Source organism: Streptomyces sp. NPDC050548 (assembly GCF_044457385.1).
Lineage (GTDB): Bacteria > Actinomycetota > Actinomycetes > Streptomycetales > Streptomycetaceae > Streptomyces.
Genome location: NZ_JBITGV010000014.1, coordinates 248,517 through 273,918 on the forward strand (window position 1 = coordinate 248,517; position 25,402 = coordinate 273,918).

At 69.5% G+C, this 25,402-nt stretch carries 26 protein-coding genes; 16 read left to right on the plus strand and 10 right to left on the minus strand.

The window, feature by feature from the left end:
* Positions 1-4: 4 nt before the first annotated feature.
* Genes opcA through tkt form a run of 4 tightly spaced genes read right to left on the minus strand, consistent with a single transcriptional unit; the run spans position 5 to position 5,936 of the window.
* Positions 5-1,156 (minus strand): glucose-6-phosphate dehydrogenase assembly protein OpcA, encoded by a 1,152-nt coding sequence (gene opcA / locus ACIBJH_RS33600; RefSeq protein ID WP_399120671.1) that lies wholly within the window; start codon positions 1,154-1,156, stop codon positions 5-7.
* The gene (gene zwf / locus ACIBJH_RS33605) at positions 1,153-2,691 is read right to left on the minus strand and encodes a glucose-6-phosphate dehydrogenase (protein WP_399120672.1); all 1,539 of its coding nucleotides are present in this window, start codon (positions 2,689-2,691) and stop codon (positions 1,153-1,155) included. Before zwf ends, opcA begins: the two co-directional genes overlap by 4 nt.
* A 4-nt stretch (positions 2,692-2,695) precedes the next feature.
* Complete coding sequence (gene tal / locus ACIBJH_RS33610; protein WP_399120673.1) at positions 2,696-3,814, minus strand: transaldolase; 1,119 nt, start codon at positions 3,812-3,814, stop codon at positions 2,696-2,698.
* Between the two features lie 34 nt (positions 3,815-3,848).
* Positions 3,849-5,936 (minus strand): transketolase, encoded by a 2,088-nt coding sequence (tkt, locus tag ACIBJH_RS33615; RefSeq protein WP_399120674.1) that lies wholly within the window; start codon positions 5,934-5,936, stop codon positions 3,849-3,851.
* A gap of 356 nt (positions 5,937-6,292) precedes the next feature.
* Here tkt and ACIBJH_RS33620 point away from each other — a divergent pair, with 356 nt between their 5' ends.
* From ACIBJH_RS33620 to ACIBJH_RS33635, 4 genes are all read left to right on the plus strand, one after another.
* Positions 6,293-7,246: a heme o synthase gene (locus ACIBJH_RS33620; RefSeq protein WP_200712143.1), complete on the plus strand. Its 954-nt coding sequence runs from the start codon at positions 6,293-6,295 to the stop codon at positions 7,244-7,246.
* A 79-nt stretch (positions 7,247-7,325) separates the two neighbouring features.
* The gene (locus ACIBJH_RS33625) at positions 7,326-7,646 is read left to right on the plus strand and encodes a hypothetical protein (RefSeq protein ID WP_399120675.1); all 321 of its coding nucleotides are present in this window, start codon (positions 7,326-7,328) and stop codon (positions 7,644-7,646) included.
* Positions 7,647-7,826: 180 nt separating this feature from the next.
* A complete protein-coding gene (locus ACIBJH_RS33630; protein WP_399120676.1) occupies positions 7,827-8,933 on the plus strand; it encodes an amidohydrolase family protein in 1,107 nt (368 codons plus the stop codon).
* Positions 8,934-8,951: 18 nt separating this feature from the next.
* Positions 8,952-9,701: a nucleotidyltransferase domain-containing protein gene (locus ACIBJH_RS33635; RefSeq protein WP_399120677.1), complete on the plus strand. Its 750-nt coding sequence runs from the start codon at positions 8,952-8,954 to the stop codon at positions 9,699-9,701.
* 1 nt (position 9,702) lies between these two features.
* Here the strand turns inward: ACIBJH_RS33635 and ACIBJH_RS33640 are convergent, their stop codons facing one another.
* Positions 9,703-10,713, minus strand: a complete 1,011-nt coding sequence (locus tag ACIBJH_RS33640) for a heme A synthase (RefSeq protein ID WP_399120678.1) — start codon at positions 10,711-10,713, stop codon at positions 9,703-9,705.
* 104 nt (positions 10,714-10,817) lie between these two features.
* Positions 10,818-11,108 carry a hypothetical protein gene (locus ACIBJH_RS33645; RefSeq protein WP_399120679.1) on the minus strand — a complete coding sequence of 97 codons (291 nt, stop codon included), beginning with the start codon at positions 11,106-11,108 and terminating at the stop codon, positions 10,818-10,820.
* A 16-nt stretch (positions 11,109-11,124) separates the two neighbouring features.
* Here ACIBJH_RS33645 and ACIBJH_RS33650 point away from each other — a divergent pair, with 16 nt between their 5' ends.
* Complete coding sequence (locus ACIBJH_RS33650; RefSeq protein ID WP_399120680.1) at positions 11,125-13,293, plus strand: ABC transporter substrate-binding protein; 2,169 nt, start codon at positions 11,125-11,127, stop codon at positions 13,291-13,293.
* A gap of 10 nt (positions 13,294-13,303) precedes the next feature.
* On the opposite strand, the gene ACIBJH_RS33655 is transcribed toward ACIBJH_RS33650, so the two are convergent.
* The 3 genes from ACIBJH_RS33655 to ACIBJH_RS33665 are packed head-to-tail and all read right to left on the minus strand — an operon-like array spanning position 13,304 to position 15,842.
* Positions 13,304-14,080: an ABC transporter permease gene (locus ACIBJH_RS33655; RefSeq protein ID WP_399120681.1), complete on the minus strand. Its 777-nt coding sequence runs from the start codon at positions 14,078-14,080 to the stop codon at positions 13,304-13,306.
* Positions 14,077-15,000 carry an ABC transporter ATP-binding protein gene (locus ACIBJH_RS33660; protein WP_200717709.1) on the minus strand — a complete coding sequence of 308 codons (924 nt, stop codon included), beginning with the start codon at positions 14,998-15,000 and terminating at the stop codon, positions 14,077-14,079. The genes ACIBJH_RS33655 and ACIBJH_RS33660 overlap by 4 nt, the downstream gene beginning before the upstream one ends.
* A gap of 29 nt (positions 15,001-15,029) precedes the next feature.
* Complete coding sequence (locus tag ACIBJH_RS33665; RefSeq protein WP_399120682.1) at positions 15,030-15,842, minus strand: aminoglycoside N(3)-acetyltransferase; 813 nt, start codon at positions 15,840-15,842, stop codon at positions 15,030-15,032.
* Positions 15,843-16,003: 161 nt separating this feature from the next.
* Between ACIBJH_RS33665 and ACIBJH_RS33670 the strand changes: the two genes are divergently transcribed.
* Genes ACIBJH_RS33670 through ACIBJH_RS33710 form a run of 9 tightly spaced genes read left to right on the plus strand, consistent with a single transcriptional unit; the run spans position 16,004 to position 22,996 of the window.
* Positions 16,004-16,735: a helix-turn-helix transcriptional regulator gene (locus ACIBJH_RS33670; RefSeq protein ID WP_399120683.1), complete on the plus strand. Its 732-nt coding sequence runs from the start codon at positions 16,004-16,006 to the stop codon at positions 16,733-16,735.
* Positions 16,732-18,156, plus strand: a complete 1,425-nt coding sequence (sufB, locus tag ACIBJH_RS33675) for a Fe-S cluster assembly protein SufB (RefSeq protein WP_019067546.1) — start codon at positions 16,732-16,734, stop codon at positions 18,154-18,156. Before ACIBJH_RS33670 ends, sufB begins: the two co-directional genes overlap by 4 nt.
* A 56-nt stretch (positions 18,157-18,212) precedes the next feature.
* The gene (gene sufD / locus ACIBJH_RS33680; protein WP_399120684.1) at positions 18,213-19,397 is read left to right on the plus strand and encodes a Fe-S cluster assembly protein SufD; all 1,185 of its coding nucleotides are present in this window, start codon (positions 18,213-18,215) and stop codon (positions 19,395-19,397) included.
* A complete protein-coding gene (locus ACIBJH_RS33685; protein ID WP_399120685.1) occupies positions 19,397-19,714 on the plus strand; it encodes a non-heme iron oxygenase ferredoxin subunit in 318 nt (105 codons plus the stop codon). The genes sufD and ACIBJH_RS33685 overlap by 1 nt, the downstream gene beginning before the upstream one ends.
* A gap of 7 nt (positions 19,715-19,721) precedes the next feature.
* Complete coding sequence (gene sufC / locus ACIBJH_RS33690) at positions 19,722-20,489, plus strand: Fe-S cluster assembly ATPase SufC (protein ID WP_043680968.1); 768 nt, start codon at positions 19,722-19,724, stop codon at positions 20,487-20,489.
* A complete protein-coding gene (locus tag ACIBJH_RS33695) occupies positions 20,486-21,742 on the plus strand; it encodes a cysteine desulfurase (protein ID WP_200716324.1) in 1,257 nt (418 codons plus the stop codon). Before sufC ends, ACIBJH_RS33695 begins: the two co-directional genes overlap by 4 nt.
* Positions 21,743-21,756: 14 nt before the next feature.
* Positions 21,757-22,230, plus strand: a complete 474-nt coding sequence (gene sufU, locus ACIBJH_RS33700) for a Fe-S cluster assembly sulfur transfer protein SufU (protein ID WP_399120687.1) — start codon at positions 21,757-21,759, stop codon at positions 22,228-22,230.
* A complete protein-coding gene (locus ACIBJH_RS33705; protein ID WP_019060535.1) occupies positions 22,227-22,565 on the plus strand; it encodes a metal-sulfur cluster assembly factor in 339 nt (112 codons plus the stop codon). The genes sufU and ACIBJH_RS33705 overlap by 4 nt, the downstream gene beginning before the upstream one ends.
* Before the next feature lie 38 nt (positions 22,566-22,603).
* Positions 22,604-22,996 carry a VOC family protein gene (locus tag ACIBJH_RS33710; protein ID WP_399120688.1) on the plus strand — a complete coding sequence of 131 codons (393 nt, stop codon included), beginning with the start codon at positions 22,604-22,606 and terminating at the stop codon, positions 22,994-22,996.
* Here ACIBJH_RS33710 and ACIBJH_RS33715 read toward each other — a convergent pair.
* Positions 22,993-23,880: an AbfB domain-containing protein gene (locus tag ACIBJH_RS33715; protein ID WP_399120689.1), complete on the minus strand. Its 888-nt coding sequence runs from the start codon at positions 23,878-23,880 to the stop codon at positions 22,993-22,995. The two genes, ACIBJH_RS33710 and ACIBJH_RS33715, sit on opposite strands and share 4 nt — an antisense overlap.
* Before the next feature lie 288 nt (positions 23,881-24,168).
* Here ACIBJH_RS33715 and ACIBJH_RS33720 point away from each other — a divergent pair, with 288 nt between their 5' ends.
* Both ACIBJH_RS33720 and ACIBJH_RS33725 read left to right on the plus strand, forming a co-directional pair.
* Positions 24,169-24,489, plus strand: a complete 321-nt coding sequence (locus tag ACIBJH_RS33720; protein ID WP_399120690.1) for a DMT family transporter — start codon at positions 24,169-24,171, stop codon at positions 24,487-24,489.
* Positions 24,489-25,025, plus strand: a complete 537-nt coding sequence (locus ACIBJH_RS33725) for a TetR/AcrR family transcriptional regulator (RefSeq protein ID WP_399120691.1) — start codon at positions 24,489-24,491, stop codon at positions 25,023-25,025. The genes ACIBJH_RS33720 and ACIBJH_RS33725 overlap by 1 nt, the downstream gene beginning before the upstream one ends.
* Positions 25,026-25,402: the final 377 nt, after the last annotated feature.

Here is a 25,402-nt window from a genome sequence, read left to right on the forward strand (position 1 = left end):
CGGATCAGCCTTCTTGCTTCTTGACCGGGGGCATCTTCGCGGGGGTCGGCCGGTCGGCGTCACCCTCGCCCGCCGAACCGGAAGCCGAAGCGGGGGCCGATGCCGGAGCCGACGTGGCAGCCGATGCCGTCTTCGGAGCCGATGCGGGCGTCGCCTCCGGTACCGCGCGGACCGGCAGTGCCGGTACCGGCTGGTCGGCCGCCGCTTCCGCCCGCTCCGCCGCCGACTGGATACCGCCCAGCCGGTCCACGCCGAAGCGCAGCGCGGACGCGTACGTGTCGTCCGGGTCGAGCCGGCGCAGCTCCTCCGCGAGGAGTTCGGACGTCTCGCGGCGCTTGAGCGCCACCGCGCGGTCCGGCTGGCCGGGCAGTGCCAGAGTGGCCATCGCGCCGTCCGACCGGTGCAGCGTGATGGGACCGCCGGTCGTCTCCAGGCGCACCTGGGTCAGACCGGGACCGGCCGAGACCGCCCGCCGGACATGCACGTGGAGGCGGTCGGCGAGCCACATCGCGAGCAGTTCGACGCTCGGGTTGGACTCCTCGCCCGCCACCTCGACGGAGACGATCTCCGTGGAGACCTGGTCGAGCGCGGCGGCCAGCATCGAACGCCACGGCGTGATCCGGGCCCAGGCCAGGTCGGTGTCGCCCGGCTGGTAGCTCTCGGCGCGGGACCGCAGCTCGTCGACGGGCTTCTCCGCCGCGTAGCTGTCGGTGACCCGGCGCTGGCTGAGGGCGCCGAGCGGGTCGGCCGACGGGTCGCGCGGCGCGTCCACCGACCACCAGACGACCACCGGCGCGTCCGGCAGCAGCAACGGCAGCACCACGGACTGGGCGTGGTCGGAGACCTCGCCGTACAGCCGCAGGACGACCGTCTCGCCGCTGCCCGCGTCCGCGCCCACCCGTACCTCGGCGTCGAGGCGGGACTGGGTGCGGTCCCGGGGCGAGCGTGAGACGCGCTTGATGACGACGAGCTTGCGGGAGGGGTGCTCGTGCGACGCGTCGCTGGCGGCCTTCAGGGCGTCGTAGGCGTTCTCCTCGTCCGTGACGACGACGAGGGTGAGCACCACGCCGACGGCCGGGGTGCCGATGGCGCGGCGGGCTTTCACCAGCCCCTTGTTGATCTTGCTGGCTGTGGTGTCGGTGAGGTCTATCTTCATGGCCGGCGCCAGCTCCGTCCCTCTCGTGCGAGCATTTCGTCCGCCTCGACCGGACCCCAGGTGCCGGACTGGTACTGCGCGGGCTTGCCGTGCTTGTCCCAGTACCGCTCGATCGGGTCGAGGATCTTCCAGGACAGCTCGACCTCCTCGGTGCGCGGGAAGAGGTTCGAGTCGCCCAGGAGGACGTCGAGGATCAGCCGCTCGTACGCCTCGGGGCTGGACTCCGTGAACGACTCGCCGTAGGCGAAGTCCATGGAGACGTCCCGGATCTCCATCGAGGTGCCGGGCACCTTGGAGCCGAAGCGGACCGTGACGCCCTCGTCGGGCTGGACGCGGAAGACGATCGCGTTCTGGCCCAGCTCCTCCGTCGCCGTCTGGTCGAAGGGGGAGTGCGGGGCGCGCTGGAAGACGACCGCGATCTCGGTGACGCGGCGGCCCAGGCGCTTGCCGGTGCGCAGGTAGAAGGGGACGCCCGCCCAGCGGCGGTTGTCGACCTCGACCTTGATGGCCGCGTAGGTGTCGGTCTTCGACTGCGGGTCGATACCGTCTTCCTGGAGGTAGCCGACGGCCTTCTCGCCGCCCTGCCAGCCCTCGGCGTACTGCCCGCGGACCGTGTTCTTGCCCAGGTCCTTCGGCAGCCGTACCGCGCCGAGCACCTTCTCCTTCTCGGCGGCCAGCGCGTCGGCGGAGAAGGAGGAGGGCTCCTCCATCGCGGTCAGCGCCATCAGCTGGAGCAGGTGGTTCTGGATGACGTCACGGGCGGCGCCGATGCCGTCGTAGTAGCCGGCCCGGCCGCCGATGCCGATGTCCTCGGCCATCGTGATCTGCACGTGGTCCACGAAGGACCGGTTCCAGATCGGCTCGAACATCGTGTTGGCGAAGCGGAGCGCCAGGATGTTCTGGACGGTCTCCTTGCCGAGGTAGTGGTCGATGCGGAAGACCTGGTCGGCGGCGAACACCTCGTGTACGACCCTGTTGAGGTCCTCGGCCGACTTGAGGTCGTGGCCGAAGGGCTTCTCGATGACCGCGCGGCGCCAGGAACCCTTGTCCTGGTCGGCCAGCCCGTGCTTCTTCAGCTGCTGGATGACGACCGGGAAGGAGCGCGGCGGCACCGACAGATAGAAGGCGAAGTTGCCGCCCGTGCCCTGTGCCTTGTCCAGTTCGTCGATCGTGTCGCGCAGCCGCTCGAACGCGTCGTCGTCGTCGAAGGTGCCCTGGACGAAGCGCATCCCCTGGACGAGCTGCTGCCAGACCTCCTCACGGAACGGCGTACGGGCGTGCTCCTTGACCGCGTCGTGGACCTCCTGCGCGAAGTCCTCGTGGGCCCACTCGCGCCGGGCGAAGCCGACGAGCGAGAAGCCCGGCGGCAGCAGACCCCGGTTGGCGAGGTCGTACACGGCGGGCATCAGCTTTTTGCGTGACAAATCGCCTGTGACGCCGAAGATGACCAGGCCCGACGGCCCCGCGATACGCGGGAGCCGTCGGTCGGCGGGGTCACGAAGCGGATTCGCCCCGGAACCGGAATGAGGAGCCAAGGTCTCAGCCCTCCGAGGGGGCGAGGCGCGCAAGCTCCGCCTCGGTCGACTTGAGCAGGTCGGTCCAGGATGCCTCGAACTTCTCGACGCCCTCGTCCTCCAGCAGCTGCACGACCTCGTCGTAGGAGATGCCGAGCGCTTCCACGGCGGCGATCTCGGCGCGGGACTGCTCGTACGTGCCGGAGATGGTGTTGCCGGTGATCTGGCCGTGGTCGTCGGTGGCCTCAAGGGTGGCTTCCGGCATGGTGTTCACCGTGTTCGGCGCCACCAGGTCGTCCACGTACAGCGTGTCCTTGTACGCCTTGTCCTTGACGCCGGTCGAGGCCCACAGCGGACGCTGCTTGTTGGCCTGCGCCTTGTCGAGGGCGGCCCAGCGCGGCGTGGCGAAGACCTCCTCGTACGCCTCGTAGGCGAGCCGCGCGTTGGCGAGACCGGCCTTGCCGCGGGCGGCCTTGGCCTCGTCGGTGCCCAGCGCGTCGATCCGCTTGTCGATCTCGGTGTCCACGCGGGACACGAAGAAGGACGCCACGGAGTGGATCTTGGAGAGGTCCAGGCCGCGCTCCTTGGCCTTCTCCAGGCCCGCGATGAACGCGTCCATGACCTCGCGGTAGCGCGCCAGCGAGAAGATCAGCGTGACGTTGACACTGATCCCGAGGCCGATGACCTCGGTGATCGCCGGGAGACCCGCCCGGGTGGCCGGGATCTTGATCAGGGTGTTGGGACGGTCCACCAGCCACGCGAGCTGCTTGGCCTCGGCGATCGTCGCCGCCGTGTTGTGCGCCAGGCGCGGGTCGACCTCGATGGAGACCCGGCCGTCCTGGCCGCCGCTCGCGTCGTAGACCGGGCGCAGGATGTCGGCGGCGTCACGGACGTCCGCCGTCGTGATCATGCGGATGGCTTCCTCGACGGTCACCTTGCGGGCGGCGAGGTCGGTGAGCTGCTGCTCGTAACCGTCGCCCGACGAGATGGCCTTCTGGAAGATCGACGGGTTGGTGGTGACGCCCACGACGTGCTGCTGGTCGATCAGTTCGGCGAGGTTGCCGGACGTGATCCGCTTGCGCGACAGGTCGTCCAGCCAGATCGCGACGCCTTCTTCAGAAAGGCGCTTGAGTGCGTCTGTCATGGAAAATGCATCTCCTACGTGTCGTTTGTCAGCGTCAGCTCTGGGCGGCGGCGAGGGATTCCCGGGCCTTGGCGGCCACGTTCTCGGCAGTGAAGCCGAACTCCTGGAAGAGCACCTTGCCGTCGGCGGAAGCCCCGAAGTGCTCCAGGGAAACGATGCGACCGGCGTCCCCGACGAACCGGTACCAGGTCAGACCGATCCCGGCCTCGACCGCGACCCGCGCCTTGACCGACGGCGGCAGCACGCTGTCGCGGTACTCCTTGTCCTGCGCGTCGAACCACTCCACGCACGGCATGGACACGACCCGCGTCGGCACCCCGGAGGCCTCCAGCTGCTCGCGCGCCTCGACGGCCAGGTGCACCTCGGAACCGGTACCGATGAGGATCACCTCGGGCGTACCCGTGGACGCCTCGAACAGGACGTAACCACCCTTGGCGGTGTCCTCGTTGGCCTCGTACGTCGGCACACCCTGACGCGTCAGCGCGAAGCCGTGCGGGGCGCCCTTGCCGTAGACCTTGGTGTAGCGGCGCAGGACCTCGCGCCAGGCGATCGCCGTCTCGTTGGCGTCGGCCGGGCGGATCACGTTCAGGCCCGGGATGGCGCGCAGCGAGGCCAGGTGCTCGACCGGCTGGTGGGTCGGGCCGTCCTCGCCGAGGCCGATGGAGTCGTGCGTCCACACGTACGTCACCGGCACGTGCATCAGCGCGGAGAGACGGACCGCGTTGCGCATGTAGTCGGAGAAGACGAGGAACGTACCGCCGTAGACACGGGTGTTGCCGTGCAGCGTGATGCCGTTCATCTCCGCGGCCATGGAGTGCTCGCGGATACCGAAGTGGATCGTGCGGCCGTACGGGTTCGCCTCCGGCAGCGGGTTGTCCGCCGGGAGGAACGACGAGGTCTTGTCGATCGTCGTGTTGTTGGAGCCCGCGAGGTCGGCCGAGCCGCCCCACAGCTCCGGGATGACCGCGCCGAGCGCCTGGAGGACCTTGCCGGACGCGGCACGGGTGGCGACACCCTTGCCCGCCTCGAACACCGGAAGGGCGTTCTCCCAGCCGGCCGGCAGCTCGCCCGCGGCGATGCGGTCGTACTCGGCGGCGCGCTCCGGGTTGTTGGCGCGCCACTCCTGGTACGACGGCTCCCACGCGGCCTTCGCCTCGCGGCCCCGCTCCAGCGCCTGACGGGTGTGCTTGAGGACGTCGTCGGAGACGTCGAAGGACTTCTCCGGGTCGAAGCCGAGAACGCGCTTGGTGGCCGCGACCTCGTCGGCGCCGAGCGCCGAGCCGTGCGCGGCCTCGGTGTTCTGCGCGTTCGGCGCGGGCCAGGCGATGATCGAGCGCATCGCGATGAACGACGGCTTGTTCGTCACCTTCTTCGCGGCCTCGATGGCGTTGTAGATGGCGTGCGGGTCCAGGTCGCCGTCCGGCTTCGGGGCCACGCGCTGGACGTGCCAGCCGTAGGCCTCGTAGCGCTTGACGGTGTCCTCGGAGACAGCCGTCTCCGTGTCGCCCTCAATGGAGATGTGGTTGTCGTCCCACAGGAGGATCAGGTTGCCGAGCTCCTGGTGGCCGGCGAGCGAGGACGCCTCGCCTGAGATGCCCTCCTGGAGACAGCCGTCACCGGCGATTGCGTAGATGAAGTGGTCGAACGGCGACTCGCCCTGCGGGGCGTCCGGGTCGAACAGGCCGCGCTCGTAGCGGGCGGCCATCGCCATGCCCACGGCGTTGGCGACACCCTGGCCCAGCGGGCCGGTCGTCGTCTCCACACCGGTGGTGTGCCCGTACTCGGGGTGCCCCGGAGTCTTGGAGCCCCAGGTGCGGAACGCTTCGAGGTCGGCCAGCTCCAGGCCGAAACCGGCCAGGTAGAGCTGCGTGTAGAGGGTCAGGGACGAGTGACCGGCGGACAGGACGAACCGGTCGCGCCCTACCCAGTCGGCGTCGGCGGGGTCGTGGCGCATCACCTTCTGGAAGAGGGTGTACGCGGCCGGGGCCAGGCTCATCGCCGTACCGGGATGGCCGTTACCGACCTTCTGTACGGCATCGGCTGCCAGGACGCGCGCGGTGTCCACCGCGCGCTGGTCCAACTCGGTCCAGTCGAGGTCTGTTGTGGTCGGCTTGGTGCTCACCCTGGGTCAGGGCTCCTCTCCACATGTCACGCATGTCGAATGCCGGTGCACGCGGCGCCCACCGGCCGTTGTCGAGCCTACCCCCGTAAGAACGTGCATTTTTTCGAGTCATTCCAGACTGCCGGGACTCTCGGGGATCCGCCTCCCGACCGGTCCGTTCCGCATTCGGCAACTGAATACGGAGGTGCTCGTTCGAGTGCTCAACAGAGTGCTGATCAGCTCTTCCGGAGGCGGTGCCCAACACGACCCCACCCCCGCGAATGTCCGGGTCTGGGCAACGTCTACAGTGGCGTGGTACGCGCGAGCCGTTACGGGGAGTTCACACCCGGAGGCTTGCTGGGATGTCTCTGTCAGGGGTGTGCGTGACGGCCGTTGAATCCCGTCCAGCGGGGATTGTCGGGGCGAGTCAGAGCCCGAGCCGGCGGCCGATCGGGGCCCGGGTCATGGCGTTCGTGGCGCTCACGAAGCCGCGGATCATCGAGCTGTTGCTGATCACCACCGTTCCGGTGATGTTCCTGGCCCAGCAGGGTGTGCCCGACCTCAAGCTGGTCCTCCTCACCTGCCTCGGCGGCTATCTCTCCGCCGGTGGCGCGAACGCGCTCAACATGTACATCGACCGCGACATCGACGCGCTCATGGACCGCACCTCGCAGCGCCCCCTCGTCACCGGGATGGTCAGCCCCCGCGAGTGCCTCGCCTTCGGCATCACCCTCGCCGTCGTCTCGACGCTCCTCTTCGGCCTGACCGTCAACTGGCTGTCCGCGTGGCTCGCGCTCGGAGCGCTCCTCTTCTACGTCGTCGTCTACACGATGATCCTCAAACGACGTACCTCACAGAACATCGTGTGGGGCGGAATCGCCGGCTGCCTGCCCGTCCTCATCGGCTGGTCGGCGGTCAAGGACTCCATGTCCTGGGCCCCGATCATTCTCTTCCTCGTCATGTTCTTCTGGACGCCGCCGCACTACTGGCCGCTCTCCATGAAGGTTCGCGACGACTACGCGCGCGTGGGCGTGCCGATGCTCCCGGTCGTCGCCTCCAACAAGGTTGTCGCCCGGCAGATCGTGATCTACAGCTGGGTCATGGTCGCGGTCTCCCTCCTCCTCACGCCCCTCGGCTACACCGGCTGGTTCTACACCCTGGTCGCGCTGCTGGCCGGCGGCTTCTGGCTCTGGGAGGCACACGGCCTGCAGAACCGCGCCAAGGCCGAGGTGACGGGGGGCAAGCTCAAGGAGATGCGCCTCTTCCACTGGTCGATCACCTACGTGTCGATCCTGTTCGTGGCGATCGCGGTGGACCCCTTCCTGCGATAGGGACTGGGCCAGGGCCTGAGGCGGGAGTCACTCCCCCCGCCCGTCGCCGTCCGCCCTACCCGTCGGTAGCATCCTGGCCATGGCAGACACGCAGCAGGTTGACGCGAAGGCCGAGCGCCAGGTGGCCCGCCTCGCCAAGCAGATCGGCACCTTCTCCAAGGCGCACGGCGGGGCCGAGGGCCAGGTCGCGTACATCGGGGAGCGCGGCGCCCGCATCGTCCTGGTCGGCGAGGACGGCGGCTGGGGCGATCTGGTCGCCACGACCTACGAGATCGCCCAGCAGGCCGTGGAGAAGTCCGGGATCACCGTCCACGAGGACTTCGACGGCGAGTTCGCGGCGAAGGTGACGACGGGGCGGTACGAATGGAAGCGGATGGCAGGCATCCAACTCGGCGGATAGCGCCCCCGTAGGGGCGCGGGGAACTGCGCGACCAGCCACAACGAACCGTCGATCGCTGATGAACCCGCACCTCCCTCCCCCTGGCGCCCCCTCACACGGGGTGTGCGCACCAACACCTGAACCCCGGTTCACCCGTTAGGCCCCGTACAAGCGACGCGGTCAACTGCACGGGGAGCCCGGATGATCGAAACGCCGTCCCTCGTGGACCAGTACTGCCACGGCGTACTGAGAACGGAGCTGGGCCTCGGCACCTTCGAGGCCCAACTCGCCCGCACCGAGGGCCCACCCGCCCCCGGCACCACCCTCTTCGACACCCAGACCGGATTCGCCGTACGGCGCTGGTGCCCACCCCTGCTCGGCCTGGAACCGCACTGCCCGCCCGCCCGCTATCTCGCCCGGCGCCGTGAACTCGGCGTACTGGAAGCGGGCCGCAGGCTGCTGCGCGGCAGTGGCATCACGACGTACCTGATCGACACGGGCCTGCCCGGCGATCTCACCGGACCCGCCGAGATGGCGACCGCCGGCCAGGCGGACGCCCGGGAGATCGTCCGCCTCGAACTCCTCGCCGAACAGGTCGCCGACACCTCCGGCACCGTCGAGTCCTTCCTTGCCAACCTCGCCGAGTCGGTGCACGGCGCCGCCACCGGCGCGGTGGCCTTCACCTCCGTGGCGGGCGTACGGCACGGCCTCGCGCTCGCGCCGGAGCCCCCCGGCCCGGGCGAGGTCCGGGGCGCGGCGGGCCGCTGGCTGGCCGGCCGCAGGGTCGGCGGGGCGCTGAGCGATCCCGTGCTCCTACGACACCTGCTGTGGATCGCCGTGGCGTCCGGGCTGCCCCTCCAACTCCACGCGGGACTGGGCGAACCGGGCCTGCGCATCGACCGCACCGACCCCGTCCTGCTCACCGACTTCGTGCGCGCGACGGCCGGGCTCGGCACCGACCTCGTGCTGCTGCACAGCTACCCGTACCACCGGCACGCGGCCCATCTCGCGGGCGTCTTCCCGCACGTCTACGCCGACTCCGGCGCCGCCCTCGTCCGCACCGGCGCCCGCGCCGCGACCGTGCTCGCCGAGATCCTGGAGCTGGCCCCCTTCGGCAAGATCCTGTTCTCCAGCGGGGCCCACGGGCTGCCCGAACTGCATGTCGTGGGCGCCCGGTTGTTCCGCGAGGCGCTCGGGCGGGTGCTCGGCAACTGGGTCGCCGAGGGCGCCTGGTCGCTCGCCGACGCGCAGCGGGTCGCGGGACTGATCGCGGTCGGCAACGCCAAACGGGTGTACGGGCTGGAGTGAGCTGTACAGACTGGGCCAATGCCGACCGACGCGTTGCTCGACCGCTTCCTGACCGAACTGGCCCCCCTGAAGCCCGTCGCCGTGTGGGCCCACGGGTCGCTCGCCGGGGGCGACTACCAGGAGGGCCGCAGCGACCTGGACCTGATAGCCATCCTGGACCATCCCCTCAAGCCGAGCACCGCCCGACAACTCGTCGCCCTGCACCGCGGCCTGCGCACCGACCCCCTCGCCGTCCGCCTGCACTGCAGCTACCTCGCCCCGGGCACCCAGGACGCCCCGAACCAGCGCCACCTCACCTGGGCGCACGACCACGTCACCCGCAGACCGGTCACCCCCGTCACCCGGCGTGAACTGCACGAATTCGGGCGGGTGTTGCAGGGCGGATCACCGAAGGAACTGCTGCCGGCGGTGACCGACAAGGAACTGGCCGAGTTCGTCGTACGCGATCAGCGGGACTACTGGCGACCGGCCGTGGACAAGCCACAGCTCTGGCTCCAGGACATCTGGGTCGACGTGGGCCTGACCACCTTCGCCCGCGCGACCGTGACACTGCGCGACGGCCGCCTGATCACCAAGCGCGAGGCACTCGACCTGCTGCCCGCTCTGGGCGCCCCGGTGGAGGTCGTCGAGGACGTCGTACGGCGGCGTTACGACGATACGGTGCCGTCCGCCGCCACCCCCGAAGGAGACTGGTCCGACCGCCGCGCCGAGCTGATCCGGGCCTATCTCGGCCCGGCGATCGACGAGTTGGTCACCCGCTACGGATGATTCACGCGCGCGTGGGCAGCGACTGCTCCACCGACGGTCCCGGCAGGTCCGCCACGATCTCCGGCCGCTCGCGCAGCGACAGCAGCACCCGCAGCACCCCGATCCACACCAGGCAGGAGCCGAGCATGTGGACGGCGACCAGGGCCTCGGGGAGGTTCGTGAAGTACTGGACGTAACCGATGACGCCCTGGGAGAGCAGGATCAGGAACAGCTCGCGGGTGCGGTCCAGCGGGCCCTTCGGGGCGTCGACCGCCTTCAGGACGAACCACAGGGCGAACGTCAGCGTGACCACGATCCAGGCGAGCACCGCGTGCAGTTTGGCGACCGTCTCCCAGTCGATCGGGATCCGGTCGACCTCCTTGGAGTCGCCCGCGTGCGGACCCGCGCCGGTCACCACCGTGCCGACCGCGATCAGCAGCACGGAGGCGGTGACCAGGAACCACACCAGCTGCTGCACGGCCTTGCCGACCAGCGGCTTGGACTCCGCGTCGCCCTCCCGGCTGCGCTGCCACATCAGCGTGGCGACCGCGATCAGCGCCGAGGAGAGCAGGAAGTGGGCGGCGACCGTGTACGGGTTGAGGCCGACCAGCACCACGATCCCGCCGAGGATCGCGTTGCTCATCACGATCCAGAACTGCGCCCAGCCCAGCCGGGTGAGGGAGCGGCGGTACGGCTTCTCCGAGCGCGCGGCGATGATCGCCCAGCCCACGGCGGCACACAGCACGTACGTCAGCATGCGGTTGCCGAACTCGATGGCTCCGTGGAAGCCCATCGCGCTGGTCGTGGTCAGCGAGTCGTCCGTGCACTTGGGCCAGGTCGGGCAGCCGAGCCCCGACCCCGTCAGCCGCACGGCACCGCCGGTGACCACGATGACCACCGACATGACGAGCGCGGCGAGAGCCGCCCGCTGAACCGTCCGGGGATCCGGGGTCCAGCGTGCGGCGATGAAGGCGAGGGGGTTGCGCGCGGCGGCTACGACGTCGGCACGGGTCACGTTTGGCACGGGGACCATCGTAGGGGGGTGCTTGTGCACGTATTCACGAGGGTGGGCGATGAGGAAGCGGGGCGCCGTTTCCGGCACCCCGCTCGTTTCCTCCGGACCGCCGTGCCGGAGACTCAGCGGGCGCAGAGGACCTGGGCCTTGAAGTACCACGTGCCAGGTGTGCCCGGAGCCAGCTCGGAGACGGTCACCCGTGATCCGGTGGCCGTCGGGCGCAGCTCCACCGGGACGAGCCGGTTGAGGACGGCGCTGGTCGCGGAGAGGCGGACACCGACACCGAACGACTTGCTGCCACGCGGGCAGTTGGCGACGGCCGTTCCCGACTGTGCCGGGTCCCCGACCCTCTTCCAACCGCTTTCCCGGAACGATAGGGCGAGGCCCTTGGCGCACACGGCGTGGGACGTCACGGACCAGCGTTGATCTGTGGCGACAGCCTCACTCGCGCGGGCCGAGGCCGAGAGCCCGAGGGTGATGGTGACGCTGTTCAGGCCGACCCTGTTGTTGACTCCGGAGATCCCCGCCCCGAGACCGATGAGCCGGGTGCTGCCGGGGCAGGTCCGGCGTCTCGATCCCGAGTCGGGACGCGTCGGCGAGGCCGTCGAGGTGGGGAGTGCCCCCGCCGGTATCGCCGTGGGGAAGGACACGGTCTGGGTCGCCAACAGCCTGGCGCGCGGACCGATTCCGGTGGGCGCGGGACCGCAGAGCGTGGCGGTCGGCGAGGACGCGGTCTGGGTCGCCAACGGGCTCTCGCTGACCGTCTCCCGCATCGACGTTCGAACCGGCGTCGTCACCTCCCATCAGGTGGGCGACGGCCCCCGCACCGTCGTGGCGGGACCGGACGGCGTGTGGGTGAGCAACGAGTACGACGCCACCGTGGTCCGCCTCGACCCCCGTACCGCGCGGCCGGTGCGCACGATCCGCACCGGTGCTTCGCCGCGCGGTCTCGCGCTGGCCGGGACGACGGTGTGGGCGGCGGCCCGGGCCTTCGCGTCACCGGATCATCGCGGCGGCACCCTGACCGTGCTGGGCTGGGGCGGCGCCGCCGAGTACGGCACCGACCCGGCGACCGTCTACGAGTCGGAGGCGGGCCTGGCCATCAGCGTCGTCTACGACCATCTCGTCGGCCTGCGCCAGGTGCCCGGCGGATCGGACCTCACCCTCGTCCCGGACCTGGCGACGGAACTCCCGCGGCCGACCGACGGCGGGCGCACCTACACCTTCACGCTGAGACGGGGGATCCGTTACTCCGACGGCCGGATCGTCAGGCCGGCGGACTTCCGCCGCGGGGTGCAGCGGGCGCTCACCGCCGGCGGGGGAAACCCGATGTTCTTCACGGGGATCGTCGGTGGGGCCGCGTGTCTGGACCACCCCGGGCACTGCGACCTCTCACGGGGGATCACGACCGACGACACGACGTCCACCGTCACCTTCCGGCTCACCGCGCCGGACCCGGACTTCCTGGGCAAGCTCACCCTGCTCGTGGTGCCGACCCCGCCGGGCACCCCCACGCGGAAGCTCGGTGACCACCGCATCCCCGCGACCGGCCCGTACCGGATCGGCGAGTACCGGAAGGGCGAGCGCCTCACCCTCGTACGGAATCCGCACTTCCGGCAGTGGTCCTACGCGGCCCAGCCGGCCGGCTATCCCGACGTCATTCGCTGGACGTCGGTCGCGACCGCCGGGGAACAGGTCGCGGAGGTGATTGCGGGCCGGGCGGACCTCGCCGTCCACCTCAACACCCACCCCGGACGCCTCGACCTGCGCCGGCTCGCCCTGCGGTACCCCTCGCGGCTCCACATGGATCCGTCGTTCTTCATGGTCTACGAGGTCTTCAACACCCGGATGCCCCCGTTCGACGACAAGCGGGTCCGGCAGGCGCTCTCCTACGCGGTCGACCGGAAGAGACTGGTGACCCTGATGGGAGGGCCCGAACTGGCGTCCGGCAGCTGCCAGTCCCTGCCGCCCGGATTTCCCGGCTACCGGCCCTACTGCCCGTACACGCGGTCCCCCAGCTCCGACGGCAGCTGGTCCGGGCCCGATCTCGCCCGGGCCAGGAAGCTGATCGAGGCCTCGGGCACCGCGGGGGCGGAGGTGGGCGTGTGGACCTGGACCGTGGAGTGGTCCCGTCGCGTCGCCGACTACTTCGTGGACCTTCTGGACGAGCTGGGCTACCGCGCGACCCTGCATGTCGTCCCGGAGGACACGTACTGGACGACCGTGGCGGACTCCGACACAGGGGCGCAGCTGATGGTCAACGGGTGGTTTCCCGACTACCCGTCCTCCGCGACCTACTTCACGCCCAACGTCACCTGTGACGGCTTCCGTCCCGGTGACGGGAGCAACAGCGTCAACTTCCCCGAGTACTGTTCACCGGCGCTGGACCGGCTCATCGCCTCCGCACTGGCGGCCCAGGGCAGGGACCCCGGCGAGGCGCGCCGGCTGTGGGCGCGGGTCGACCGGACGGTCGTGGACGAGGCGGTCCAGCTCCCGGTCGCGAACGTCCGGCAGGTGGCCTTCACCTCCGCCCGCCTCGGCAACTACCAGACCACGCCGGGCTTCGGCCCGCTCGTCTCCCAGATGTGGGTCAGGTGAGCCGAGCGGCTCACTCCCAGCGGAAGAACGCCCCCGCCGCCCCCAACCCCACGACCGCCCACACGCCCAGGATCCCCAGGTCGCCCCACGGCATCCCGGCCCCGTGCTGCAACACGTCCCGCAGCCCGTCCGAGAGGGCCGAGATGGGCAGCAGGCCCAGCACGTCCTGCACCCCCGACGGGTACTTGTCCATCGGCACGATCACTCCGCCGCCGACCAGCAGCAGCAGGAACACCAGGTTCGCGGCGGCCAGCGTGGCCTCCGCCTTCAGGGTGCCCGCCATCAGGAGGCCGAGGCCCGAGAAGGCCGCCGTGCCGAGGACCAGGAGGAGGAGCACCGCGAAGGGGTTGCCGTGCGGGGACCAGCCCAGTGCGAAGGCGATCGCCGTCAGCAGGATGATCTGGAGGACCTCTGTGACCAGGACCGACGCCGTCTTCGCGGTCATCAGGCCCCAGCGGGGGAGCGGCGAGGACGCGAGGCGCTTCAGGACGCCGTAGCGGCGTTCGAAGCCCGTCGCGATGGCCTGGCCCGTGAAGGCCGTCGACATCACGGCCAGGGCGAGGATGCCGGGGGTGAGGAAGTCGACGGACTTGCCCTTGCCGGTGTCGACGATGTCCACCGAGCTGAAGAGCACCAGCAGGAGGGTGGGGATGACCACCGTGAGGAGGAGCTGTTCGCCGTTCCGTAGGAGCATCTTCGTTTCGAGGATCGCCTGTGCCGCGATCATGCGGGGGAGGGGCGCCGCCCCGGGCCGCGGGGTGTACGTCCCGGGAATCGTTGTCGTCATGAGCGCAGCTCCTTGCCCGTGAGCTCCAGGAAAACGTCCTCCAGGGTGTGCCGTTCGACCGAGATCTTCTCCGGCATCACCCCGTGCTGCGCGCACCACGAGGTGACCGTGGCGAGCAGCTGCGGGTCGACCTTGCCGCCGACGCGGTAGGAGCCCGGGGTCAGTTCGGCGGCCGTGGAGTCGGCCGGGAGGGCCTTCAGCAGGGAGCCGACGTCGAGGCCGGGGCGGCCGGTGAAGCGGAGGGTGTTCTCGGCGCCGCCGCGGCACAGCTCCTCGGGGGAGCCGTGCGCGATGACCTTGCCGGCGTCGATGATCGCGACATCGTCGGCGAGCTGCTCGGCCTCGTCCATGTGATGGGTCGTGAGGATGACGGAGACGCCGTCCGCGCGGAGGTCGCGTACGAGGTCCCAGGTGGCGCGGCGGGCCTGCGGGTCGAGGCCGGCGGTCGGCTCGTCCAGGAAGACCAGTTCGGGGCGGCCCACGACGGCCATCGCCAGCGCGAGGCGCTGCTGCTGGCCGCCGGAGAGCCGGCGGTACGTCGTACGGCCGCAACTGCCGAGGCCCAGGCGCTCGATGAGGGCGTCCACGTCCAGAGGGTGCGCGTGCAGCTTGGCGATGTGGCGGAGCATCTCGTCGGCGCGGGCGCCCGAGTAGACCCCGCCGGACTGGAGCATCACGCCGATTCTGGGGCGCAGTGCGGCGGACTCGCGGACCGGGTCGAGGCCCAGGACGCGCACCGTGCCGGAGTCCGGCTTCCGGTACCCCTCGCAGGTCTCGACCGTGGTCGTCTTGCCCGCCCCGTTGGGACCCAGCACCGCGGTGACACCTGATTCGGCCACCAGGTCGAGGCCGTTCACCGCGGTCTTCGTGCCGTACCGCTTCACCAGGGCCTGGACCTGGAGCACGGGCTCGCTTCGCATGGGCCGAGTCTAGGTAGGCCGGCCTCGCCTCAGAGCGGCGGGTGCAGGATCTCCTCCTCACGGGGGCGGTGCAGGGGCAGCCACCGCTCGGCGTAGGCCACGGCGTCGCCCACCGGGAACAGCCGCACGTCGGCCGCGCCCGCCTTTCCCCGTACGACGGGACGGTCCCGTTCGAAGTCGTGGCCCAGTTCGTCGAAGCGGTCGGAGGAGATCGACACCTCGGTCACCGTCTCCCAGCCGTCCGGGCCGGGGCGGCCGAGCGCGACCAGCGGGGACGGGACGCGGTACTCGGCGAGATGGAAGCTGGTGCAGCTGTCGTAGCCCGCGCCGAGCAGCAGCACGCGCGCGTGCAGGCCCTCCAGGCGGGCCAGCGGGCTGCGCTCGCCGAGCCGGCAGTCGAGGGCGTGGCCTTCGAGGATCTCGGCGGCGTACGGGCCGATGGCCGCGAAGGAGGTCTGCGGGTGCGCGGAGCGCAGGGCGCCGGGCCAGGTGCGCACGGTCTCCGGGACGACGCCCACGCCGCGCGAGGGCGTGACGAGGGGGTCGTAGGACGGCATGGACGCGCGGATGGTGTCCCACCATTCCCGGGGGACCGGCGGGTTTCCCCAGTGGGCCGGGTCCGAGAGGTCACCGGTCTGGGTGGGGACGACCAGGGTGCCGGTCGGGCCGAGTACGTCGAGGATTCCCTGGACGACCGACACGGCGCCTCCGCAGACCCATCCGAGGGAGCTGAGGGAGGTGTGCGCGAGGAGGATCTCGCCGGGGCGCACGCCCGCCGCGCGCAGGTCGGCGGCGAGTGTGTCCCGGGTGACAAGTGGGCCGGTGGGAGGGGGTGTGGCCATAGGTGGGGAGTCTCCCGGAAGGGGGTCGGCGGCGCCACCCGATTGATCGATCAAAGATCGTTTCCGCAGGTCAGATTAGGTATACCTAAGTGACGTACCGCACCGCCGGGTGGCCGGGGCGCGGGTTGCCTGCCTCTGAGGAATTACGCAACAATGGCGTTGTGAAAAACGTTGGCGAGGCTCCGCAGGAGGAACTCGCGACCGGTGAGCGGTCCACCCGCAACCGTGTCGCGCGCTCCATCCTGGACCACGGCCCGTCGACCGTGACCGACCTCGCAGGCCGGCTGGGGCTGACCCAGGCCGCCGTACGCCGTCATCTCGACGCACTCGTCGCCGACGACGTCGTGGAAGCACGTGAGCAGCGGGTCTACGGAGCGCGCACGCGCGGCCGCCCCGCCAAGGTGTTCGCCCTCACCGACTGCGGGCGCGACGCCTTCGACCAGTCCTACGACAAGCTCGCCGCGGACGCGCTGCGCTGGATCGCCGCGCACAGCGGCGGGGACGAGGCGGTCGTCGCCTTCGCCCGCGACCGCATGGCCGCCCAGGCCGTCACGTACCGCGAGGCCGTCGAGGCCGCCGCGCCCGAGAACCGCGCGGAAGCGCTGGCCAAGGCCCTGAGCGCGGACGGGTACGCTGCTACGGCGCGTAGCGCACCGGTCGGTGAGCAGCTCTGCCAGCACCACTGCCCGGTCGCCCATGTCGCCGAGCAGTTCCCGCAACTGTGCGAGGCGGAGACAGAACTCTTCTCCCAGCTGCTCGGCACCCATGTCCAGCGACTGGCGACCATCGCCCACGGCGACGGTGTGTGCACCACGTTCATCCCAAAGATTTCCAAGACCGTTTCTGATCTGTCTGACACATCTGCAAGTACCGCCGGGAGGAACCCCGCATGACGCTCCCCATCGAGGAGACCGCCCACCCCGAGCTTGAGGGTCTGGGTACGTACGAATACGGCTGGGCCGACTCCGACGTGGCCGGTGCCTCCGCCAAGCGCGGCATCAACGAGGACGTCGTCCGGGACATCTCCGGCAAGAAGAGCGAGCCGGAGTGGATGACCAAGCTCCGCCTCAAGGGCCTGCGCCTGTTCGAGAAGAAGCCCATGCCGAACTGGGGCTCCGACCTCTCCGGCATCGACTTCGACAACATCAAGTACTTCGTGCGCTCCACGGAGAAGCAGGCGGAGTCCTGGGAGGACCTGCCCGAGGACATCAAGAACACGTACGACAAGCTCGGCATCCCCGAGGCGGAGAAGCAGCGCCTCGTCGCCGGTGTCGCGGCCCAGTACGAGTCCGAGGTCGTCTACCACCAGATCCGTGAGGACCTGGAGGAGCAGGGCGTCATCTTCCTGGACACCGACACCGCGCTGAAGGAGCACCCGGAGCTCTTCAAGGAGTACTTCGGCACCGTCATCCCGGTCGGCGACAACAAGTTCGCGTCGCTCAACACGGCCGTGTGGTCCGGCGGTTCCTTCATCTACGTGCCGAAGGGCGTGCACGTCGAGATCCCGCTCCAGGCCTACTTCCGCATCAACACGGAGAACATGGGCCAGTTCGAGCGGACCCTGATCATCGTCGACGAGGGTGCCTATGTGCACTACGTCGAGGGCTGTACGGCGCCGATCTACAAGTCGGACTCGCTGCACTCCGCGGTCGTCGAGATCATCGTCAAGAAGAACGCCCGCTGCCGTTACACGACCATCCAGAACTGGTCGAACAACGTCTACAACCTGGTCACCAAGCGCGCCGTCGCCTACGAGGGCGCGACCATGGAGTGGATCGACGGCAACATCGGCTCCAAGGTGACGATGAAGTACCCGGCCGTCTACCTGATGGGCGAGCACGCCAAGGGCGAGACCCTCTCCATCGCCTTCGCGGGCGAGGGCCAGCACCAGGACGCCGGCTCCAAGATGGTCCACATGGCGCCGAACACGTCGTCCAACATCGTGTCGAAGTCCGTGGCGCGCGGTGGCGGTCGTACGTCCTACCGCGGTCTCGTCGAGATCGGCGAGGGCGCCCACGGCTCCAAGTCGAACGTGCTGTGCGACGCGCTGCTCGTCGACACGATCTCCCGCTCCGACACGTACCCGTACGTCGACGTCCGCGAGGACGACGTCTCCATGGGCCACGAGGCGACCGTCTCCAAGGTCTCCGAGGACCAGCTCTTCTACCTGATGAGCCGCGGTCTGACCGAGTTCGAGGCGATGGCGATGATCGTGCGCGGCTTCGTCGAGCCGATCGCGAAGGAGCTGCCGATGGAGTACGCCCTTGAGCTCAACCGGCTGATCGAGCTCCAGATGGAAGGCGCGGTCGGCTGATCCCGACCGCCGGTCAGCACATTTCTTGACTTCAGAAAGCGAGCACTACGACAGCCATGGCTGAGGCTCAGAACTCCACGGTGGGGTCCTCCACCACCGCCGGATCGATCGCGGTGGCCGCCGAGTCGACCGTCGCCACGCGCATGAGCGCGCCCCCCTCCTTCGACGTGGCGGACTTCCCGGTCCCCCACGGCCGCGAGGAGGAGTGGCGGTTCACCCCGCTGGAGCGCCTGCGCGGGCTGCACGACGGCACCGCGGTCGCCACCGGCGACGGCGTGAAGGTCGCCATCGGGGCCCCCGAGGGGGTCACCGTGGAGACCGTCGACCGTGACGACGCGCGGCTCGGCAAGGCCGGCACCCCGGTGGACCGCGTGGCCGCCCAGGCCTACTCGTCCTTCGAGAAGGCCTCGGTCGTCACCGTCCCCAAGGAGACGGTCCTCACCGAGCCGATCCGCATCGCCGTGCACGGCGAGGGCGGGGTCGCCTACGGCCACCAGGTCGTCGAGCTGGGAGCCTTCGCCGAGGCCGTCGTCGTCATCGACCACACCGGTGACGCGGTCCTCGCCGCCAACGTCGACTACATCGTCGGCGACGGCGCCAAGCTGACCGTCGTCTCCGTCCAGGACTGGGACGACAAGGCCGTGCACGTCGGCCAGCACAACGCCCTGATCGGCCGGGACGCCACGTTCAAGTCGTTCGTCGTCACCTTCGGCGGCGATGTCGTACGACTGCACCCGCGCGTGGCCTACGCCGGACCCGGCGGCGAGGCCGAGCTGTTCGGCCTGTACTTCACGGACGCCGGCCAGCACCAGGAGCACCGCCTCCTGGTCGACCACAACGTCCCGCACTGCAAGTCCAACGCCATCTACAAGGGCGCGCTCCAGGGCGAGGGCGCGCACGCCGTCTGGATCGGTGACGTCCTCATCGAGGCCAAGGCCGAGGGCACCGACACGTACGAGATGAACCGCAACCTCGTGCTGACCGACGGCGCCCGCGTCGACTCCGTGCCGAACCTGGAGATCGAGACCGGCGAGATCGTCGGCGCCGGACACGCCTCCGCGACCGGCCGCTTCGACGACGAGCAGCTCTTCTACCTGATGGCCCGCGGCATCCCCGCCGACGACGCCCGACGCCTGGTGGTCCGCGGCTTCTTCGCCGAACTGGTCCAGCAGATCGGTGTCGCCGACATCCAGGAGCGGCTGCTGGAGAAGATCGACGCGGAGCTGGAGGCGTCGGTCTGATGTCGTTCGTACGCGCCTGTGGGCTGAGCGAGCTGGAGGAGGACACCCCGAAGCGGGTGGAACTCTCCGGCACGCCGGTCTCGGTCGTCCGTACCGCGGGAGAGGTGTTCGCGATCAACGACATCTGCTCGCACGCGAACGTCTCGCTCTCCGAGGGCGAGGTCGAGGACTGCCAGATCGAGTGCTGGCTGCACGGCTCCGCGTTCGACCTGCGCACCGGCAAGCCGTCCGGCCTCCCCGCCACGCGCCCCGTACCCGTATACCCCGTAAAGATCGAAGGGGACGACGTGCTCGTCTCCCTCACCCAGGAGTCCTGAGGAACCCATGGCAACGCTTGAAATCCACGACCTGCACGTCACCGTCGAGGCCGACAACGCCACGAAGGAGATCCTCAAGGGCGTCGACCTCACCGTGAAGCAGGGCGAGACCCACGCCATCATGGGCCCGAACGGCTCCGGCAAGTCGACCCTCGCCTACTCGCTCGCGGGCCACCCGAAGTACACGATCACCGGCGGCACCGTCACCCTCGACGGCGAGGACGTCCTGGAGATGTCCGTCGACGAGCGCGCCCGCGCCGGCCTGTTCCTCGCGATGCAGTACCCGGTCGAGGTCCCCGGTGTCTCCGTCTCCAACTTCCTCCGTACGTCCGCCACCGCCATCCGCGGTGAGGCGCCGAAGCTGCGTACGTGGGTGAAGGAGGTCAAGGAGACCATGGAGCGCCTCTCCATGGACCCGGCCTTCGCCGAGCGCAACGTCAACGAGGGCTTCTCCGGCGGCGAGAAGAAGCGCCACGAGATCCTTCAGCTGGAGCTGCTCAAGCCGAAGATCGCGATCCTCGACGAGACGGACTCCGGCCTGGACGTCGACGCCCTGCGCGTCGTCTCCGAGGGCGTCAACCGCGTCCGCGAGACCGGTGAGGTCGGCACCCTGCTGATCACGCACTACACGCGCATCCTGCGCTACATCAAGCCCGACTTCGTGCACGTCTTCTCCGGCGGCCGGATCGTCGAGTCCGGCGGCGCCGAGCTCGCCGACAAGCTGGAGAACGAGGGCTACGAGGCCTACACCGCGAAGGGTGGCGTATCCGCGTGACACAGTTGCCGGGCCTCCTCGACACCGAGGCGCTCCGCAAGGACTTCCCCATCCTGGACCGCACGGTCCACGACGGTAAGAAGCTCGTGTACCTGGACAACGCGGCGACCTCGCAGAAGCCGCGCCAGGTGCTCGACGCCCTGAACGAGTACTACGAGCGCTACAACGCCAACGTCCACCGCGGTGTGCATGTGCTCGCCGAGGAGGCCACGGCGCTGTACGAGGGCGCGCGGGACAAGGTCGCCGCGTTCATCAACGCGCCCTCCCGCGACGAGGTGATCTTCACCAAGAACGCCTCCGAGTCGCTCAACCTCGTTGCCAACATGCTGGGCTGGGCCGACGAGCCCTACCGCGTGGACCACGAGACCGAGATCGTCATCACGGAGATGGAGCACCACTCCAACATCGTGCCGTGGCAGCTGCTCTCGCAGCGCACGGGCGCGAAGCTGAAGTGGTTCGGCCTCACGGACGACGGCCGCCTGGACCTGTCGAACATAGACGAGATCATCACGGAGAAGACGAAGATCGTCTCCTTCGTCCTGGTCTCCAACATCCTCGGTACGGTCAACCCGGTCGAGAAGATCGTGCGCCGCGCGCAGGAGGTCGGGGCCCTGGTCCTGATCGACGCCTCGCAGGCCGCCCCGCACATGCCGCTGGACGTCCAGGCCCTCCAGGCCGACTTCGTGGCCTTCACCGGCCACAAGATGTGCGGCCCGACGGGCATCGGCGTCCTCTGGGGCCGCCAGGAGCTGCTCGAAGACCTGCCTCCGTTCCTGGGTGGCGGCGAGATGATCGAGACCGTGTCGATGCACTCGTCGACGTACGCCCCCGCCCCGCACAAGTTCGAGGCGGGCACCCCGCCGATCGCGCAGGCGGTCGGGCTCGGCGCGGCGATCGACTATCTGTCGGCGATCGGCATGGACAAGATCCTCGCCCATGAGCACGCGCTGACCGAGTACGCGGTGAAGCGCCTGCTGGACGTCCCCGACCTGAAGATCATCGGCCCCACCACGGCCGAGGACCGGGGCGCGGCGATCTCCTTCACGCTCGGCGACATCCACCCGCACGACGTGGGCCAGGTCCTCGACGAGGAGGGCATCGCGGTCCGCGTCGGCCACCACTGCGCACGGCCCGTCTGCCTGCGCTACGGAATTCCTGCGACCACGCGAGCGTCGTTCTATCTGTACTCCACGCCGGCCGAGATCGACGCACTGGTCGACGGTCTGGAGCACGTACGGAACTTCTTCGGCTGAGGAGCTGGCTGAACGTGAAGCTGGATTCGATGTACCAGGAAGTCATCCTGGACCACTACAAGCACCCGCACGGGCGGGGCTTGCGGGATGGCGACGCCGAGGTGCACCACGTCAACCCGACGTGCGGCGACGAGATCACGCTGCGCGTGAAGTACGACGGCGAGCAGATCACCGACATCTCCTACGAGGGCCAGGGCTGCTCCATCAGCCAGGCCTCGGCCTCCGTACTGAACGACCTGCTCGTCGGCAAGGAGCTGGCCGAGGCGCAGAAGATCCAGGAGACCTTCCTGGAGCTGATGCAGTCCAAGGGCCGCACCGAGCCCGACGACGCGATGGAAGAGGTGCTGGAGGACGCGATCGCGTTCGCCGGTGTCTCCAAGTACCCGGCACGGGTGAAGTGCGCCCTCCTCAGCTGGATGGCATGGAAGGACGCGACGGCCCAGGCCCTGGGCGGAGCCGACGCCGACGCGGAAAGGAAGACGGCATGAGCGACACCGAGACCATGGAGATCAAGCCCGCCTCCGAGGAGGAGGTCCGCGAGGCCCTGCTCGATGTCGTCGACCCCGAACTGGGCATCGACGTCGTCAACCTCGGCCTCATCTACGGCGTGCACATCGACGACGCGAACATCGCGACGATCGACATGACGCTGACCTCGGCGGCCTGTCCGCTGACGGACGTCATCGAGGACCAGGCCAAGTCCGCCACGGACGGCCTCGTCAACGAGCTCCGGATCAACTGGGTCTGGATGCCGCCGTGGGGCCCCGACAAGATCACGGACGACGGGCGCGACCAGCTTCGGGCGCTCGGGTTCAACGTCTGAGCGTTCGGACGCACGGGAAACGGCCATACCTTTGGGGTATGGCCGTTTCTTTGCATCACATAGTCGTCGACGCGCACGATCTACCGGCACTCGCCCGTTTCTGGTGCGGAGTTCTCGACTGGCGGATTCTCTCCGAGAAGGAACGCGAAGTCGTCATCGGCCCGGGGGAGTTCGCGGAGACGGGCATCTGTTTCATGCCGGTGAGCGACCCGAAGACGACCAAGAACCGACTGCACTTCGACCTCGCCCCCGACGACCAGGCGGCCGAGGTCGAGCGGATCCTGGCCCTCGGTGCGCGGCGGGTCGACATCGGGCAGAGCGAGACCGTGGGCTGGGTGGTCCTCGCCGACCCGGAGGGCAACGAGTTCTGCGTACTACGGCCCAAGGCCTCGCTGATCGCCTTTCGTGAAGTGACCGTCCAGGGGCCCTAGTCGAGCCCGGCCACCAGCCGGAACGCCGAGTCCGCCCGGAACAGGCCGCTGTTCTGGTACTGGTCCAGCTTGAGCTGGAAGTTCTGGTGACGCAGATAGCGGCCCGGGTAGTTGACCGACTCCAGCATCACCGCGCCCGAGTAGGACGACGTCCGGGGACAGAAGGTGGCGTCCTGCTTGAAGAGGGACGAGCCGTCGTTGCGTTCCGCGCGGAGGATGAAGTTGCGGTGGCGGAGGTAGCTGCCGTCGGCCGTCGCGAACGAGTAACAGGAGCTCTTGGCAAGGCCCTTGACCACCTTGAAGGTCGAGGCGCGGCGGGCCGTGGCGGAGCCGGCCGGGTTGAGCTTGACGTAGTCGCCGCTCACCTGCCAGTAGCGGTCCGGGTAGTTGACCGAGCGCACCGACTTCCAGGCGGTCGAGGAACTCGACGAGCCGCCCGAGCCGCCCGACCCGGACGATCTTCCCGAGCCCGACGAGGACGAACCGCCGTGGGACGACGCCGACTTGGAAGGCGCGGGCGCCTTCGCGGAGGGCGTGGAACTCTGCTCCGCGGCGGTGGCCGACGCGGAGGGTGACTTCGTGGCGGCCGGTGTGTGCGCGTCGGGCGTGGGCGTGTCCTTCTTCGACGGCGAGGCGAACGAGAGCAGGCCTGGACCGTCCGATCCGATCGACGACGGGTCCGTCGCCGCCTTGGTGCGTGGCGTGTTGTCAGGCTGTCTGTCCGTGATGACGATCGCCGTGGCGCACACGGCGATCGTGGTGAGGGCGAGCGCCCCGGCCAGCCAGAGCCGGCGGGTTCCGGGGGCCCGGGAGCTGTCGGGGGTCCAGCCGTTCTCCCAAGGGGTGTGGTGCGGGGGAGGGTGCTGGGATGTGTTGTCTGGCATGCGCTGTTCCTCCAGCGGAGCCCATGGCGACGACCGTGGCCGTGAAAACCAGGTGAGTGAACGGTGAAACAGTAGTGGAGCGAGAGGGCTGTGAGCAGCCCTTTCAGTGAGCGGTTTCTACGAGTTCCGAGGTCGGCGAGCGACGTATGGGACGTCACCTCTCATTCCTCGTGCACTTCTATCAACTCCGCGCGGAAAGCGGCTACTTGGGCGAGGCCCGCGCCCCGATGAAGAGATGCCGCTGTTATGGGCGGACCGTTCCGCCCGCCGTTATGTACACTCGTACACATGGGATTCCTGATGCTCCTCACGGCGATCGCCGCGGAGGTGGGCGGCACCACCGCCATGAAGTTCAGCCACGGCTTCAGCCGGCTGTGGCCCTCGGTCCTCACGGTCGTCGGATACGTGCTCTCCTTCGCACTGCTCGCACAGACCCTGAAGTCCATGTCGGTCGGTACGGCCTATGCGATCTGGGCGGGCCTCGGCACCGCCGCCATCGTGGGCATCGGGACGGTGTTCCTGGGCGAGGGGATGACCTTCGCGAAAGCCGCCGGAATCGCGCTGATCATCGTCGGCGTCGTCGTCCTCAACCTGGGCGGCGCGCACTGATGGCCCGGCGCTACGACCCCGAGCGGCGCCAGCGGATCATCGACGCGGCGATCCGGGTCGTCGGACAGAAGGGCATCGCGGGACTCAGCCACCGCACGGTCGCCGCCGAGGCCGATGTGCCGCTCGGCTCGACGACGTACCACTTCACGACCCTCGACGAACTGATGGTCGCCGCACTGCGCCAGGCCAACGAGGGCTTCGCCAAGGTGATCGCGGCGCGCGGCGGTCTGGAGGACCCGCGCACCGACCTGGCCGCGGAGCTGGCCGGCTGGATGGGGGAGTGGCTCGCGGGCGACCGCACGGGCGTGGAGCTGGAGTACGAGCTGTATCTCGCCGCCCTCCGCCGCCCCGCGCTGCGCCCGGTCGCCGACGAGTGGACCCGCGACCTCGCCGACCGCCTGTCCCGACGCACGGACCCGGTCACCGCGCGGGCCCTGGTCGCGCTGATGGACGGGATCTGCCTACAGGTACTGCTGACGGACGCGACGTACGACGAGGCGTATGCGCGGGAGGTGTTGGGGCGGGTGATTCCCTGACGGGGGTGTGAGGTGGGCACATGGCGACCGGTGGCTGGTGGCTGCCGGGCGGTGACGTGCGGCTGTCGGTCTGAGTTGTGGGCGTGGCGGCTGGTGGCTGCCGCGAGGCGGCCTGCGGCCATCGGCCTGCGACTTGGTCGGTGTGACTGGTGACCGCCGCGCGGTGACCTGTGGCCGTCGGTCTGAGACCTGGGCGTGGCGACCGGTGACCGGCGACCAGTGACCGCCGCATGGCGACCCGCGGCTGTCGGTCTGAGACCTGGGCGTGGCCCGTGACCTGTTGTCGCGGCTACCGCGACCCGCGCCCCACCCTCCCCCCGTAACTCGCTTTACCCGCACCCCGGGCCGCCCCGCACCCCGGGCCGCCCCGCACCCCG

Excerpts from the sequence above, each read along its gene's own strand:
- opcA (WP_399120671.1), bottom strand. The coding sequence starts at position 1,156 with ATGAAGATAGACCTCACCGACACCACAGCCAGCAAGATCAACAAGGGG.
- tal (WP_399120673.1), bottom strand. The coding sequence starts at position 3,814 with ATGACAGACGCACTCAAGCGCCTTTCTGAAGAAGGCGTCGCGATCTGG.
- ACIBJH_RS33625 (WP_399120675.1), top strand. The coding sequence starts at position 7,326 with ATGGCAGACACGCAGCAGGTTGACGCGAAGGCCGAGCGCCAGGTGGCC.
- ACIBJH_RS33630 (WP_399120676.1), top strand. The coding sequence starts at position 7,827 with ATGATCGAAACGCCGTCCCTCGTGGACCAGTACTGCCACGGCGTACTG.
- ACIBJH_RS33635 (WP_399120677.1), top strand. The coding sequence starts at position 8,952 with ATGCCGACCGACGCGTTGCTCGACCGCTTCCTGACCGAACTGGCCCCC.
- ACIBJH_RS33640 (WP_399120678.1), bottom strand. The coding sequence starts at position 10,713 with ATGGTCCCCGTGCCAAACGTGACCCGTGCCGACGTCGTAGCCGCCGCG.
- ACIBJH_RS33655 (WP_399120681.1), bottom strand. The coding sequence starts at position 14,080 with ATGACGACAACGATTCCCGGGACGTACACCCCGCGGCCCGGGGCGGCG.
- ACIBJH_RS33660 (WP_200717709.1), bottom strand. The coding sequence starts at position 15,000 with ATGCGAAGCGAGCCCGTGCTCCAGGTCCAGGCCCTGGTGAAGCGGTAC.
- ACIBJH_RS33665 (WP_399120682.1), bottom strand. The coding sequence starts at position 15,842 with ATGGCCACACCCCCTCCCACCGGCCCACTTGTCACCCGGGACACACTC.
- sufB (WP_019067546.1), top strand. The coding sequence starts at position 16,732 with ATGACGCTCCCCATCGAGGAGACCGCCCACCCCGAGCTTGAGGGTCTG.
- sufD (WP_399120684.1), top strand. The coding sequence starts at position 18,213 with ATGGCTGAGGCTCAGAACTCCACGGTGGGGTCCTCCACCACCGCCGGA.
- ACIBJH_RS33685 (WP_399120685.1), top strand. The coding sequence starts at position 19,397 with ATGTCGTTCGTACGCGCCTGTGGGCTGAGCGAGCTGGAGGAGGACACC.
- sufC (WP_043680968.1), top strand. The coding sequence starts at position 19,722 with ATGGCAACGCTTGAAATCCACGACCTGCACGTCACCGTCGAGGCCGAC.
- ACIBJH_RS33705 (WP_019060535.1), top strand. The coding sequence starts at position 22,227 with ATGAGCGACACCGAGACCATGGAGATCAAGCCCGCCTCCGAGGAGGAG.
- ACIBJH_RS33710 (WP_399120688.1), top strand. The coding sequence starts at position 22,604 with ATGGCCGTTTCTTTGCATCACATAGTCGTCGACGCGCACGATCTACCG.
- ACIBJH_RS33715 (WP_399120689.1), bottom strand. The coding sequence starts at position 23,880 with ATGCCAGACAACACATCCCAGCACCCTCCCCCGCACCACACCCCTTGG.
- ACIBJH_RS33720 (WP_399120690.1), top strand. The coding sequence starts at position 24,169 with ATGGGATTCCTGATGCTCCTCACGGCGATCGCCGCGGAGGTGGGCGGC.
- ACIBJH_RS33725 (WP_399120691.1), top strand. The coding sequence starts at position 24,489 with ATGGCCCGGCGCTACGACCCCGAGCGGCGCCAGCGGATCATCGACGCG.